The organism is Streptomyces griseoloalbus (assembly GCA_014650015.1).
In the GTDB taxonomy this organism is placed as follows: Bacteria; Actinomycetota; Actinomycetes; order Streptomycetales; family Streptomycetaceae; genus Streptomyces; species Streptomyces griseoloalbus.
The window spans coordinates 239,703-253,256 of sequence record BMUD01000002.1; the positions used below are offsets into that span (position 1 = coordinate 239,703).

Annotated in this window: 14 protein-coding genes; 7 read left to right on the top strand and 7 right to left on the bottom strand. The window is 72.1% G+C overall.

The genetic code is table 11. The annotated features are described in order from the left end of the window. Positions 1 to 12: 12 nt before the first annotated feature. The 3 genes from IE178_RS04030 to IE178_RS04040 are packed head-to-tail and all read right to left on the bottom strand — an operon-like array spanning position 13 to position 3,262. Positions 13 to 1,083 (bottom strand): threonine aldolase family protein, encoded by a 1,071-nt coding sequence (locus IE178_RS04030; RefSeq protein ID WP_184762124.1) that lies wholly within the window; start codon positions 1,081 to 1,083, stop codon positions 13 to 15. Continuing rightward, positions 1,080 to 1,826 (bottom strand): SDR family NAD(P)-dependent oxidoreductase, encoded by a 747-nt coding sequence (locus tag IE178_RS04035; protein ID WP_184762125.1) that lies wholly within the window; start codon positions 1,824 to 1,826, stop codon positions 1,080 to 1,082. The genes IE178_RS04030 and IE178_RS04035 overlap by 4 nt, the downstream gene beginning before the upstream one ends. A gap of 38 nt (positions 1,827 to 1,864) precedes the next feature. After that, entirely contained in the window at positions 1,865 to 3,262 is a 1,398-nt protein-coding gene (locus tag IE178_RS04040) for a DUF6421 family protein (RefSeq protein WP_184762126.1), read from the bottom strand. A gap of 253 nt (positions 3,263 to 3,515) precedes the next feature. Here IE178_RS04040 and IE178_RS04045 point away from each other — a divergent pair, with 253 nt between their 5' ends. Further along, complete coding sequence (locus IE178_RS04045; protein WP_193511312.1) at positions 3,516 to 4,199, top strand: glycerophosphodiester phosphodiesterase; 684 nt, start codon at positions 3,516 to 3,518, stop codon at positions 4,197 to 4,199. Here IE178_RS04045 and IE178_RS04050 read toward each other — a convergent pair. Next, a complete protein-coding gene (locus tag IE178_RS04050) occupies positions 4,189 to 4,764 on the bottom strand; it encodes a GNAT family N-acetyltransferase (RefSeq protein WP_193511313.1) in 576 nt (191 codons plus the stop codon). The genes IE178_RS04045 and IE178_RS04050 overlap by 11 nt on opposite strands. Before the next feature lie 90 nt (positions 4,765 to 4,854). On the opposite strand from IE178_RS04050, the gene IE178_RS04055 reads away from it, so the two are divergent. Both IE178_RS04055 and IE178_RS04060 read left to right on the top strand, forming a co-directional pair. Continuing rightward, the gene (locus IE178_RS04055) at positions 4,855 to 5,256 is read left to right on the top strand and encodes a VOC family protein (RefSeq protein WP_193511314.1); all 402 of its coding nucleotides are present in this window, start codon (positions 4,855 to 4,857) and stop codon (positions 5,254 to 5,256) included. 118 nt (positions 5,257 to 5,374) lie between these two features. Then, positions 5,375 to 6,142, top strand: a complete 768-nt coding sequence (locus tag IE178_RS04060) for a VOC family protein (protein ID WP_193511315.1) — start codon at positions 5,375 to 5,377, stop codon at positions 6,140 to 6,142. Positions 6,143 to 6,259: 117 nt separating this feature from the next. Here IE178_RS04060 and IE178_RS04065 read toward each other — a convergent pair whose 3' ends face one another. Together IE178_RS04065 and IE178_RS04070 are read right to left on the bottom strand one after the other, a co-directional pair. After that, positions 6,260 to 6,865, bottom strand: a complete 606-nt coding sequence (locus IE178_RS04065) for a MarR family winged helix-turn-helix transcriptional regulator (protein WP_193511316.1) — start codon at positions 6,863 to 6,865, stop codon at positions 6,260 to 6,262. Continuing rightward, positions 6,862 to 8,547: an FUSC family protein gene (locus IE178_RS04070; RefSeq protein ID WP_193511317.1), complete on the bottom strand. Its 1,686-nt coding sequence runs from the start codon at positions 8,545 to 8,547 to the stop codon at positions 6,862 to 6,864. The genes IE178_RS04065 and IE178_RS04070 overlap by 4 nt, the downstream gene beginning before the upstream one ends. A gap of 157 nt (positions 8,548 to 8,704) precedes the next feature. Here IE178_RS04070 and IE178_RS04075 point away from each other — a divergent pair, with 157 nt between their 5' ends. The 4 genes from IE178_RS04075 (at position 8,705) to IE178_RS04090 (ending at position 11,985) form a co-directional block, all read left to right on the top strand. Then, complete coding sequence (locus tag IE178_RS04075) at positions 8,705 to 9,265, top strand: DUF5134 domain-containing protein (RefSeq protein WP_193511318.1); 561 nt, start codon at positions 8,705 to 8,707, stop codon at positions 9,263 to 9,265. A 100-nt stretch (positions 9,266 to 9,365) separates the two neighbouring features. Further along, on the top strand, positions 9,366 to 10,301 hold the full coding sequence (locus tag IE178_RS04080; RefSeq protein ID WP_193511319.1) for a M56 family metallopeptidase: 936 nt from the start codon (positions 9,366 to 9,368) through the stop codon (positions 10,299 to 10,301). Between the two features lie 96 nt (positions 10,302 to 10,397). After that, complete coding sequence (locus IE178_RS04085) at positions 10,398 to 11,069, top strand: phosphatase PAP2 family protein (protein ID WP_193511320.1); 672 nt, start codon at positions 10,398 to 10,400, stop codon at positions 11,067 to 11,069. 199 nt (positions 11,070 to 11,268) lie between these two features. Then, entirely contained in the window at positions 11,269 to 11,985 is a 717-nt protein-coding gene (locus IE178_RS04090; RefSeq protein WP_184762136.1) for a TetR/AcrR family transcriptional regulator, read from the top strand. Here IE178_RS04090 and IE178_RS04095 read toward each other — a convergent pair. Beyond that, positions 11,973 to 13,475 (bottom strand): LVIVD repeat-containing protein, encoded by a 1,503-nt coding sequence (locus tag IE178_RS04095; protein WP_184762137.1) that lies wholly within the window; start codon positions 13,473 to 13,475, stop codon positions 11,973 to 11,975. The genes IE178_RS04090 and IE178_RS04095 overlap by 13 nt on opposite strands. Between the last annotated feature and the right edge of the window lie 79 nt (positions 13,476 to 13,554).

Below are 13,554 nucleotides of genomic sequence, written 5' to 3' on the forward strand. Positions count from 1 at the left end.
TATGCGTGACGCCTAGCGGGCCATCTCCTCCTTGAGCGCCGCCACGAACGTGTCCACGTCGTCCTCGGTCGTGTCGAAGGCGCACATCCAGCGGACGTCGCCCGCCGTCTCGTCCCAGAAGTAGAACCGGAAACGCTTCTGCAGCCGCTCGCTCACGTCGTGCGGCAGACGTGCGAAGACCGCGTTGGCCTGCACCGGGTAGAGGATCTCCACACCGTGTACCGCGCGTACTCCCTCGGCGAGGCGCTGGGCCATCTCGTTGGCGTGCCGGGCGTTGCGCAGCCAGAGGTCCCTGGCGAGCAGGGCCTCCAACTGCACCGAGACGAAGCGCATCTTGGACGCCAGCTGCATGGACAGCTTGCGCAGGTGCTTCATGTGACGGACGGCGTCCTGGTCGATCACCACGACGGCCTCGCCGAACAGTGCGCCGTTCTTCGTGCCGCCCAGGGACAGCAGGTCGACGCCCACCCCGTTGGTGAAGGTGCGCATCGGGACGTTCAGCGTGGCGGCCGCGTTGGCCAGCCGGGAGCCGTCGACGTGCACCTTCATGCCGTGCGCGTGGGCGTGCTCGCAGATGGCGCGGATCTCGTCCGGTGTGTAGACCGTGCCCAGCTCGGTGGCCTGGGCTATGGACACCACCTGCGGCATCGCCCGGTGCTCGTCCTCCCAGCCGTACGCCTGCCGGTCGATCAGCTCGGGGGTGAGCTTGCCGTCGGGGGTGGGCACGGTGAGCAGTTTGATCCCGCCGACCCGCTCCGGTGCCCCGCCCTCGTCCACGTTGATGTGGGCGCTCTCGGCGCAGATCACCGCGCCCCAGCGGTCGGTGACCGCCTGGAGCGCGACGACGTTGGCGCCGGTGCCGTTGAACACCGGGAACGCCTCTGCGGTGGGGCCGAAGTGGCTGCGGATCACCTGCTGGAGGTTCTCGGTGTACGCGTCCTCGCCGTAGGCGACCTGGTGCCCGCCGTTGGCCACGGCCAGGGCGGCGAGCACCTCCGGGTGGACTCCGGCGTAGTTGTCGCTGGCGAAACCGCGGACGTCCGGGTCGTGATGACGACGCGCGTCGGTCCTCGGTGGGTTCACGGCTTCTCGGTCAGCCACAGACGGTTTCCGTTCACTTCCGCGGCGGGCTTCTCCCAGACTCCGGCGATGGCCTCGGCCAGGTCCTTGACGTCCGTGAAGCCCGCGAACTTCGCGTTGGGGCGGTCGGCGCGCATCGCGTCGTGCACCAACGCCTTCACCACCAGGATCGCAGCCGCCGACGTCGGCCCCTGCTCGCCCCCGGCCTTGCGGAAGTAGTCGCCCATGGCCAGCGTCCACGCCTCGGCGGCGGCCTTGGCCGCGGCGTACGCGGCGTTGCCCGCGGTGGGTTTGCTGGCGCCGGCCGCGCTGATCAGGACGTACCTGCCGCGGTCACTGCGCTGGAGGGCCTCGTGGAAGGCGAGGGAGGTGTGCTGGACGGTGCGCACCAGCAGCAGTTCCAGCAGGTCCCAGTCGTCCAGGCTGGTCTTGGTGAAGGTCTCGCTGCCGCGCCACCCGCCGACGAGGTGGACCAGGCCGTCGACCCGGCCGAACTCCTTCTCGACGCGGGTGGCCCAGTCACGGGTGGAGTTCAGGTCCAGCAGATCGACCGTGTCACCGGTGACCGTGGCGCCGCCGTGCGCGTAGCGCGCCGCGTCCACGGCCTGGGCCAGCCGCTCCGGGTCGTTGTCGGAGCCGACGACGATCGCCCCGGCCTCGGCCAGCCTGAGCAGTGCCGCCTGCCCCGCGGGTCCCCCCGCGCCGGCTACCGCGATCACCGCACCCTCGAGCGCCCCGTTCCCCATGATCCTCGCCTCCTGAGCAGTTGTGGACTCGCGATCGCTCACGCGGCGACCCGCTCGGCACCGTCCGCCGTGATGCCCCTGGTGGAGGCGATCACGTTCTTCAGCTTCTTGGACAGTGCCTCATAGAACATGCTCAGCGGAAACTCGTCCGGAAGCACGTCATCGACGAGTTTGCGCGGCGGCTGCGTCAGGTCGAGGGCGTCGGGGCCCTTGGCCCACTTGGAGCCCGGGTGCGGGGAGAGGTAGGTGGAGACCAGCTCGTACCCGGCGAACCAGTGGACGAGCTTGGGGCGGTCGATGCCGTCGCGGTACAGCGTCTCGATCTCCGCGCACAGCTGGTTGGTGACCTGCGGGGCGCGCTCCCAGTCGATGGAGAGCTTGTTGTCGGTCCAGCGGACGACGTCGTGCCGGTGCAGGTAGGCGAAGAGCAGCTGGCCGCCGAGGCCGTCGTAGTTGCGCACCCGCTCACCGGTGACCGGGAAGCGGAACATCCGGTCGAAGAGCACCGCGACCTGCACGTCACGGGCCTGCGGGACGCCGTCGCCGGCGAGCTTCACGGCCTCCTTGAAGGCGGTGAGGTCGCACCGCAGCTCCTCCAGGCCGTACATCCAGAACGGCTGGCGCTGCTTGATCATGAACGGGTCGAAGGGCAGGTCGCCGTGGCTGTGGGTGCGGTCGTGGACCATGTCCCAGAGCACGAACGCCTCTTCGCAGCGCTTCTGGTCGTGCACCATCGCCGCGACGTCCTCGGGCAGCCGAAGGCCCAGGATGTCCACGGCGGCCTCGGTGACCCGGCGGAAGCGGGCGGCCTCGCGGTCGCAGAAGATGCCGCCCCAGGTGAACCGCTCGGGGGCCTCGCGCACGGCGATGGTCTCGGGGAAGAGGACCGCGGAGTTGGTGTCGTAGCCCGCGGTGAAGTCCTCGAAGGTGATGCCGCAGAACAGCGGGTTGTCGTAGCGGGTGCGCTCCAGCTCGGCCAGCCAGTCCGGCCAGACCATGCGCAGCACCACCGCCTCGAGGTTGCGGTCCGGATTGCCGTTCTGCGTGTACATCGGGAAGACGACCAGGTGCTGCAGGCCGTCCTCGCGGTGCGCGGCGGGCTGGAAGGCCAGCAGGGAGTCGAGGAAGTCGGGCACTTCGAAGCCGCCCCCGGCCCAGCGGGCCAGGTCCCCGGCCAGGGCCTCGTGGTAGGCGGTGTCGTGCGGGAGCAGCGGGGACAGCTCCTCGACCGCCTCGATCACCTGTCGCACCGCGCGCTCGGCGTCGGTGCGGGACGGGGCGCCCTCGGCGTCGAAGTCGATCGACCCGTCCTTGGACTGCCAGGGCCGGATCCGCTCCACGGCATCCTTGAGCACGGGCCATGCCGGGTGCTCCACCACCCTGGCCGCCGAAGGAACCTGGCCCCCGGCATCCACCTGCACAAGAATTTCCGTCATGTCCCATCCTCCACAGGAGAACCTCGCGTAAGGAGACCGTATACACAGGAGGTTTCTCCCAGCAAGGGGCACCTCGGGAAATTATCCTGCCTCACCCGGGCCTTCACCGCATTTTTTCCTGTGATACACCCGGGTGGGCGACGCTGCGTGCGATCGAGGTTCAGCCTCTGGACGCGACGGGCACAGGCGATACGGTCCAGGAGGGCCGTAGGGACGCGGCCCCCCGCCGCCGTCGACGGAAGCGAGTCGCATCTTGAACTTCCTCACCATCGGTCACCGCGGAGTCATGGGTGTGGCACCCGAGAACACCCTCCGGTCCTTCGCCGCCGCCCAGGAGGCGGGCCTCGACGTCATCGAACTCGATCTGCACCTGAGCAAGGACGGCGCGCTCGTCGTCATGCACGACACGGACGTGGACCGCACGACGGACGGCACGGGCGCCATCGCCGACAAGACCCTCGCCGAGCTGCGCGCCCTGGACGCCGGGCACGGCGAGCACATTCCCGTCTTCGAGGAGGTCCTGGACGCCGTCCGGACCCCGCTGCAGGCCGAGATCAAGGACGTACGGGCGGCCCGGGCACTGGCCGAGGTGATGAACGGGCGGAACCTGGCCGACCGCGTCGAGGTCTCGTCGTTCCACGACGAGGCGATCACCGAGATCGCCCGGCTGGTGCCGGGGGTGCGCACGGCGCTCATCGCCGGCCGCTACGGGACGGACATCGTGGACCGGGCGGTCGAGGCCGGCGCCTCGACCGTCTGCCTCAACATCCGCCGGCTCACCCTGGAGATCGTGGAGCAGGCCCGCAAGGCGGACCTGGCGATCATCGGCTGGGTGGTCAACACCCAGGACCACCTCAGGCTGGTCCGGGCCCTGGGACTGGACGGAGCGACCACCGACTATCCGGAGATCAAACGCACCGGCCGCTTCACCGCGTGACGGGCACGTCCCGCTGCGACGGGCCGGTCAGCTCCTTGACCAGCAGCTCGAACTGCAGATCGGCGCGCTGCGGAATGCCGAAGCGCTCATCGCCGTACGGGAAGGGAGTCATCTTTCCCGTACGGCGGTAGCCGCGCCGCTCGTACCAGGCGATCAGGTCCTCCCGCAGGGAGATCACCGTCATGTGCATCTCATCCACGCCCCACGTCTCGCGGGCCCGGCGCTCCGCCTCGGCGATGATCGTCCTGCCGAGTCCGGCCCCCTGGAGGGCGGGGCTGACCGCGAACATCCCGAAGTAGGCGTACGCGCCGCGGTGTTCGAGCTGGCAGCAGGCGACGATCCGGCCCTCGCGCTCCACCGTCAGCAGTCGGCTGTCCGGCGACTTGACGACTTCCCGCACGCCCTCCGGGTCGGTCCGCTGCCCCCGCAGGAGGTCCGCCTCCGTGGTCCACCCGACCCGGCTGGAGTCTCCCCGGTACGCCGACTCGATCAGCGCGACGAGGGCGTCCACGTCGGCGTCGGTGGCGTCGCGGAAGGTCAGTGCGGTGTCGGTGGCGGATTCCATGGGCGCGTCTCCGTTTCGTGTGCGTCGCCTTCGGCGCGGCTGAGCAGGGAACGAGACTAACCCGGCCGACGCTGCGGCTACGCTCGGCGCATGGTGCATGTACTGGGCAGCCGCGTCCTGCTCCGCCCCACCGATCCCGACCGCTCCCGCGCCTTCTACGGCGAGCAGTTGGGCCTGGCCGTCCACCGCGAGTTCGGCACGGGCCCGGAGCGCGGCACCGTCTACTTCCTCGGCGGCGGATTCCTGGAGCTCTCGGGCCGCTCGGAGGAGGCCCCCTCGACTGCGTCCCCGGCGGTACGGCTCTGGCTCCAGGTCGAGGACATCACGGCGGCGCACGACGAACTGACGGCCAAGGGGGTCGGCATCGTCCGTCCTCCGGTCAAGGAGCCGTGGGGGCTGATCGAGATGTGGATCGCCGACCCGGACGGCACACCGATCGTGCTGGTCGAGATCCCCGCCGAGCATCCCCTGCGCTACCGGCCGGGGATCTGAGGCGGCGGATCGGGCGGGAGGCGGCGCCGCCGTCCCGCGGCCGGTCGTCCCGCGCCGGATGGCCGGGGCCGCGGGCCGGGCTTAGCGTGCTGAAGGGGCCCGCGGCGGAAGGAGCGCCATGAAACTGTCCGCGCCGGTGACCGGTGGGCCCTGCTGGGTCGAGCTGGGGACCACCGACCTGGAGTCCGCCCAGCGGTTCTACACACGGCTGTTCGACTGGCGTCCCGAGACGGACCCGCGCGAGGAGGCCGGTGGTTACACGGTCGCGCACCTCGGTGACGCCGCGGTCGCCGCGCTGGCGCCGCTGTACCGGGAGGCGCGGCCCGTCGCCTGGAACGTGTCGTTCGCCGTGACCGACGCCGATGCCACCCTGCGGGAGGTGCGTGCGGCGGGCGGGCAGACGCTGCTCGAGGCGACGGACGTGTTCGACATGGGCCGTTTCGCGGTGGCCGCCGATCCCACCGGTGCCGTCTTCCAGTTGTGGCAGGCGGGTGCCTTCCCGGGCGCCGGCGTGTTCAACGTGCCCGGGTCACTGGGCTGGGTGGAACTGCTGACCCGGGCGCCGCAGCAGGCCGTGTCCTTCTACACCGGCGTGTTCGGCTGGAGTGTGGCCCCTTCCCGGCGCTACCCGCAGTGGGGCATCGACGGCGCGGACTTCGGCGGCCTGGTGACGATGGACGACAAGTTCCCCCACGAGGTGCCGGCGCACTGGCTGCCGTACTTCGCGGTCGACGACGTGGACGCCGCCGCGGCGACGGCGACGCGGGCACGGGGCACGGTGCTGATGGAGCCCGTCTCGCATCCGGAGGGTCCGCGCATCGCCGTGCTGCGCGATCCGCAGGGGGCCATGTTCGGCGTGTACCGGGCCGCGGACGAGGCCGCGTGAGCACAGGAGGGCGCACGGCGACCCCGACGGGTCCCTTCGAGTACACAACGGGACCCGGCGGCCCGGACGGGGCCTCGCGGGCATGAGACACGCGCACGGCGACCCGGAGATGGGCCGTCACGCCCGCAGCGCGCCCAGACGTCCTTCCAGTTGCCCGAGCAGCGTGCCGAGCAGGGCGGCGAGTTCACCGAGTTCCGGGCCGTCCAGGCCGGACAGCGCGGCGGTCTCGTAGGCGAGCTGCGCGGGCAGGATGCCGTCGACCAGGTCGCGCCCGGGGGCGGTGAGGCGGACGTGCGCGACCCGGCGGTCGCGGGCGTCGCCGCGGCGTTCCACCAGTCCCCGTTCGGTGAGCTGCTTGAGGCGCTTGGTGACGGCGGCCCCCGAGGAGAAGGTCTCGCGGGCCAGTTCGCTCGGGGTCAGCTCGTGGCCGGTGCGGCGCAGCGCGCCGAGCAGGTCGAACTCCGGGCGGGTCAGCCCGGCCCGGCGCAGCGGGGCGTCCTCCGCCTGCTGGAGGAGGGCTGCGCAGCGGTTGATACGGCCGATGACCTCCATGGGGCCGGTGTCGAGGCCGGGGTGGACGGCCCGCCACTGCCGGACGACCTCGGCGACCGTGTCGCCCCGCCCGGGGCCGGGCAGGTCCACTCCGGTCACGGACGGCTCCTCCCCGCCGGTCGCGGACGGCTCCTCGCCGCCGGTCGCCGATGGTCCTTCGGTCGCCGTCATGGCCGTACGTCCTCCGTGTCCGTGCCGGTGCCGGGGTCCGGGAGCAGCCCCTGGCGTCGTACCGTCGCCGCGAGCGTACGGTGTCCCGACCGCTCGGCGAGCACGACCCGCTCCTGGGGCAGCGCGCGCTGCCACCACTCGCCGGCCGCGGCGTCGGCGGTGGTCCGCAGGTCGACCAGGGCGGTGGCGAGGTCGCGGCGGGCGGTCTCCAGGGCCGTCGGCGCGGCCTGCGGATCGGCCAGGACGCGGGCGGCGCCTTCGCGGGCCCGGTCGACGGCGGTGAGGCAGCGTTCGACGCGGTCGCCCGCCCGCCGGTCGGTGACGGCCAGGGCGGCGACGAACCCGACCACGGCGCCGACGAGGGTGTCCACCGCACGCTCGGTGACCAGGTCGCCGGTCCGCTGCGGGCCGGCGAACTCGGTGACGAGCAGCGCCAGCGGGGTGACACAGACGCTGCCGAGCCAGTAGTTGCGGCTGATGAGCGCCTCGGCGCCGAAGCTGAAGGCCAGGCAGCACAGGACGAGTGCGAGCGGGCCGAGGTGGGCGACCGGTGCCACGGCGGCGAAGAGGAGGACGCCGGCGAGGTTGCCGACGACGCGCTGTACGGTCCGGCCCCAGGTGAGGCTGAGGTTGGCCTGGTAGAGCGCGGCGGCGGTGACCAGGGCCCAGTAGGGGCGGCCGATGCCGAGGGCGAGGGAGGCGTACCCGGCGAGCGCGCAGCCAAGGGCGGTGCGCACGGCGAGCGGGGTGAGCCCGGCCCGCAGGGTGCGCTGCCCAGTGACCCGTTCGGCGGCCACGCCGAGGAGTTCGGCGGCGCCCGCGCGGGGGTCGTCGGTGCGCGGGACGGCTCCGGTTCCGCGCAGGGCACGAGCCCAGGCGCGCAGGCGCGCGGGGTCGGCGTCGGCGGGCGCGGCGAGGGCGACCTCGGCACGGACCACGAGCCGTTCCAGGGCGCGGCGGGCGCCGGAAGGCCGGTTTCCGGCGGAGAGCAGGGACTGCCAGGCGGACTGCACGGCGGCGTAGGCGGCGGCGCGGGCCCCGGTGTGGCCGTCGCCGGTGCCGCCGGTTGCGGCGTACGCGGCAGCGGTGTCCAGGGCGTGGGCGGTGGCGCGGCGTTCGGGGCCGTGCGGCCTGATCAGGGCGGGTGCCATGCCCACCAGCCAGGCCCAGACGCCGGCCGCGGCGGCGAGCCCGAGGTGGCCGGGGACCTGCCCGAGGGTTTGCGGTACGAACAGCGCGGCGGAGCTGACGAAGGTGAGGACGACGTTGCCGGGTGGTCCGAGGCGGGTGGCGTCGCACAGCGCCTTCTGCGCGGCGGCCAGTACGGCGCCGACGGTGACCAGGACGACGGCGTTCCCGGTGAGGGAGGCGGCGACCAGGGCCGCGGCGAGGCCGCCGAGCATGCCGAGCACCACTCCCGCCAGCACCCGGGCCCGGGCGGCGTACGGACGGTTGTGGGCGTACAGGGCGCACAGGGATCCGGCCATGGTGTACATGGCGAGATCGAGCCGGCCGAGCGTGGCCAGGAGCAGGCTGGGCGGTGCGACCGAGGCGACCACGCTGAGGGCCGGTTTGAACCAGATGTCGGAGGGGCGCCCGAGGCGCAGCGCGCCGGCGAGCGGAAGACGCCGGGTGGGCCGGACGGTGGGGGGCGGGGTAGGGGGAGGGGTCGCACTGCTCATGGGAAACAACGTTAGCAGGTAATTTACTCGTGAATCATATGCCCTGACCTGCCGCTCACCTCCGCACGCTCCCCGCGCACCCCCGTGCGCTCGCGTGCCCGCCGCCGGGATCGGGCATCCCCTCAACGACCGTCGAGCGGGCGAGGGGGAGGATCGGGTGCACGGACCGGCGTCGTCCGGCTGGCTGCTCGTCGCGCTCTGCGCGGCGACCGGCGCCTACTGTCTGCTGCGGACGCGCAGCCGCGTGGAGGAGCAGCGCCGTGCCGCGGGCGGCGAGGCGCTGATGGGCTTCGGCATGGCCGTGATGGCGGTGCCGGCGACGGCGTTCACCCCGCCGGTCTGGGCCTGGCCGGCCTGCGCGGCGGTGTTCGCTCTCGCCGGTCTGCCCGCGCTCCGGGCGGCCCGCACGGGCGCGTGTCATCTTCACCATCTGATCGGGGCCGGAGCGATGGTCTACATGGCGGTGACCATGGCCACCTCCCCCGGGAGCGGAGACGGACACGGGCATGCGCAGGGCGACGCGGGCATACCCCTGCCGACGGGGGCCCTGCTGCTCTATTTCGTCGCGTACGTGCTCGTGACGGGCGTACGGCTGGTGCCCGTGGCCGCCGTGGCGGGGGACGGCCGGGGTGCCGGCTGGGGTGACCGGCCGGAACTGACGCGGGCCTGCCGACTGTCCATGGCCATCGCGATGGTGGCGATGCTGCTGACGATGTGAGGGCGGATACGCTCCGGCGGTGCGGGCGCGGCACCGTTGCCTGCGTCACTTCGGTTCACCGGTCCGCACACGGAGGGGCCCGCGCTCATAGGCTGCTCGCATGATCCTCCCCGCGGCCCTGCTGCTGCTCGGTGTCCTGACCGCCGTCATGGGGCCCCGGCTGCTCGCCCGGGCCGACTGGCCGGACCGAGAACCGGTGGTGGCGCTGTGGGCGTGGCAGTGCGTGATCGCGACGGTGCTGCTGTGCTGTGCCCTGTCGATGACGTTCAGCGCGGCGGCGGCCTGGCAGGCGGTGGGCGGTCATGTGTTCGCCACCGCGCCCCGGGCGGTCGTGGAGGCGTACGCCCTCGGCACGGCCGGACTCTGGGCGGAGGCCACCGCGGTGGCACTGGCGTGCGGCGGGCTGTGGAGCGCGGCGATGCTGGTCCGTGAGGTCGTACGGGCCCGCGCACGGCGTCGGGCGCGCCGGGCCGACCTCCAGGTGCGGGCGCCGCTGCTGCCCGGGGAGGAGCCGGGCGCCGACCGGCTCGTGGTCCTGGAGGGCGAGCGGCCCGACGCCTGGTGGCTGCCGGGCACCCCGCCCCGACTGGTCGTCACCACGGCCGCGTTGCGCCGGCTGAAGGGCAGGCAGCTGGACGCCGTCCTCGCGCACGAGCGGGGGCATGCGCAGGCCCGGCACGACTGGCTGCTGCACTGCTCCTCCGCGCTGGCGGACGGGTTCGGGCAGGTTCCGGTGTTCGCGGCGTTCCGCGACGAGATGCACCGGCTCGTCGAACTCGCCGCCGACGACATGGCGTCGCGCCGCTTCGGCCGGCTGACCACCGCCCTCGCCCTGGTGGAACTCAACGAGCACCGCGGGGTGTTCGGCCCCTGTCCGGCCCCGCAGGCCCTTGTCACGGCCCGCGTGCACCGTCTGCTCACTCCCCCGGACCGGCTCACCGCGGGACGGCGGCTGCGGCTGACCGCCGCGGCGTCGCTGGTACCGGTGATCCCCGTACTCGTGGCGTTCGTACCGGGATTGCGGGCACTGGGGTAGCCGGCGGTCCGGAGAGCGTCCGGGAACGGGCCCGGGCGGAAGGTCCGGTGGAGAGGGGAACTGGCCCCGAGGCGTCCGGTCGGCGAGGATCGCCTCATGCACACCTCCCACGCCGATTCCCCGCCCACGTCGCCGGAGCGCCGTCCCGCCACCCTGCCCACCGGACTGCTGGCGCTGTGCTCGGCGTTGCTGCTGGCACTCGTCGCCGTCGAGTGGCGTCCCCTGCTCAGCCTGGACAGCGACATCTCCCGCACCACCCACCGCTGGGCGGTCGAGGAACCGGGCCTGACGCAGACGTCCCGCATCCTGACCGACTGGGTCTGGGACCCGTGGACGATGCGGGTGCTGTGCGGTGTGGCGGTGGCGCTGCTGGTGTGGCGGTACGCGGCCCGGTGGACGGCGATGTGGCTGGTACTGACGGTAGCCGTCGGGACGGCGTTGCAGCAGGGCCTGAAGGCCGCGCTGGACCGTGCCCGCCCGGTCTGGCCCGACCCGGTCGACTCCGCGCACTTCGCGGCCTTCCCGTCGGGCCACGCCATGACCGCGACGGTCGTTTGCGGCCTCCTGCTGTGGCTCCTGCACCGCCACGGGGTGGGCCACGCCCTGTGGCGCGCGGCGCTGACCGTGGCGGTCGTCTCGGTCATCGGCGTCGGCCTCACCCGCGTCTGGCTCGGCGTCCACTGGCCCACGGACGTCCTCGGCGGCTGGCTGTTCGGTGCCCTGGTGGTGACCGCGGCGGTGGGGATCCACAAGCGGCTGCACCCGTGATCCCGGCACGCCTTCCGGATTCGGCCGGAAGAGCGCGACCAGTAGCCCAAGGCAACCTTCACCGTGCTCCAGACCGTTCACCTCGGACGATCCCCCGTGTCGCCCGAGGTGAACGGCAGCCCTGAAGAGACCCACCAGGGGGTCTGACCGGACGCGTTGAGTATAGTTGGCTGGCAGCCAGTCAACGCAGGAGTCCAGCATGTCCCCGCGCAGCGCCCTGGTCAATGAAGAGTTGCGGAGGCGTTCGAAGGAGCGGCTTCTGCACGCCGCCGTGGAGTTGGTGAGCGAGCACGGCTACGACGCGACGACGCTCGGCGACATCGCCGACCGGGCCGGCTCCGCGCGGGGCCTGGTCTCGTACTACTTCCCGGGAAAGCGCCAGCTGGTGCAGTCCGCCGTGCACCGGCTGATGCACCGCACCCTGGAGGAGGCACTGGAGCGCGAGCCGCGCGCCGAGGACGGCCGGGAGCGGATGGCGCGGGCCATCGACGCGATCCTGGGGCTGGCGCGGGACCGTCCGGTGCTGATGCGCCAGCACATGGCCGGACTGCTGCAGGCCGAGGGTTTCCTGCCCTGCCCGGAGCAGCGGCGCCTGGCGGAACTGCTGAGCGACACCGTCGCCCGGCACGGCTCGCACGACGTCGAGGCCGACTATCCGATGCTGCGCGCCCTGCTGATGGGTGCCGTGTACGCGGCCCTGATGCCGGGCGCGCCGATGCCCGTCCCGGCGCTGCGCGCGGAGTTGTTCAAGCGCTACCGGCTCGACTGGGAGCTGGGTGTCCCGCCGGACGCCGAGGCGCCCGGCGGGAGGTATGAGACGGAGCGGACGGATCTGGGCCGGTTCTTCGCGACCGAGCCGGCGCCGGGCCGCCCGGATCCGGCCCCTCGGCCGGAGCCGGATGCTCAGTCGAAGTAGTCCGGCTGCGTCTGCACGTTGAGCTCACGCATGTGCACCCGGCGGGCCGGGTCCGTGCGCCGGTCATCGATCTTCAGGACGTCGAAGCCCTTGGCGATGTCGTTCGAGTAGATGTAGCCGTTGTAGTAGTACGCCGACCAGGAGCCGCCGGTCGCGACGCGGTCCGTGGACAGCGGGCCGCGCTCGAAGTAGGCGATCTCCTTGGGCTTCGAGGAGTCGGTGAAGTCCCAGACGGAGACACCGCCCTGGTACCAGGCCTGGACCATCAGGTCCTTGCCCTTGACCGGGATCAGCGAGCCGTTGTGCGCGACGCAGTTCTCGGTGTCCGCCTGGTGGCGGGGGATCTTGAAGTAGCTGCGGAAGACCAGTTCGCGCCGGTCGCCCTTGCCGACGATGTCGTAGATGCCGTCCGCGCCGCGGTTCGGGCCGATGGCCTCGTTGCAGGTGGCGGCGCCGCCCCCGCCCAGCTCGTCCGTGAAGACGACCTTGTTGGCCTTCTGGTTGAAGGTCGCCGAGTGCCAGAACGCGAAGTTGACGTTGTCCTGCACCCGGTCGATGACCTTCGGGTGCTCGGGGTCCTCGATGGAGAACAGGATGCCGTCGCCCATGCAGGCGCCGGCGGCCAGGTCCTTCGACGGCAGCACGGTGATGTCGTGGCAGCCGGTGGTCTTGGAGACACCCGGGTTGGTGGGTGCGCCCGGGTTGCCGCCGCCGTCCGGGCCCTCGCCCGGGAACAGCACCGGGAAGCCGACCAGCGCCGCCTTCTCGGGGGCGTGGCGCGGCACCTTGATCACCGAGATGCCGTCGTGCGGCGGCTGGCAGTCGGGGTAGGCCGCGTTCGGCGAGTACGAGGAGACGTAGATGTAGACGTTCCCGCGTTCGGGCACCAGCGTGTGGGTGTGCGAGCCGCAGGCGGTCTCGACGGCCGCGACGTAGCGCGGGTTCCGCTTGTCGCTGATGTCGAAGACCTTCATGCCCTCCCAGGAGGACTTCTCGGTCGTCGGCTGCGTGGTGCTGTTGCAACTGCTGTCGCTGCGCGAGGAGTCGGTGGACAGGAACAGCAGATCACCGGAGACGGAGATGTCGTTCTGCGAGCCGGGGCACAGGACCTGGGCCACCGTCTTCGGCGCCTTCGGGTCGCTGATGTCGAAGATGCGGAAGCCGTCGTAGTTGCCGGCGAAGGCGTACCGGCCCTGGAAGGCCAGGTCCGAATTGGTCCCGGGCAGCGCGTCCTTGGGGATGTTGGCCACGTGCCGGATGTTGTCGGAGTGGACGACCTCGTCCTGGCCGGGTATCTCACCACTCTCGATGGCCTCGCGCGCCTCGGCCTGGTCGCTCCGCGAGACCTCCTTCCGATCGGCCGGCGAGTCCCCGGGATCCGGGATCGCGGCGGCCGGCGCGGCAGTGAGCAGCGCGGCCAGCAGCCCACCGGCCGCCGCGGCAATTCCCAGGCGTCTGCGCCGGGTACGGGGAACACTCAACAGGATCACTGTTTCCTCCCTGGTTCCGTTCACTGGTGAACGGGTTTCGCACCGGCAGTATGGTCTTGGACATGCACATACCAACAGA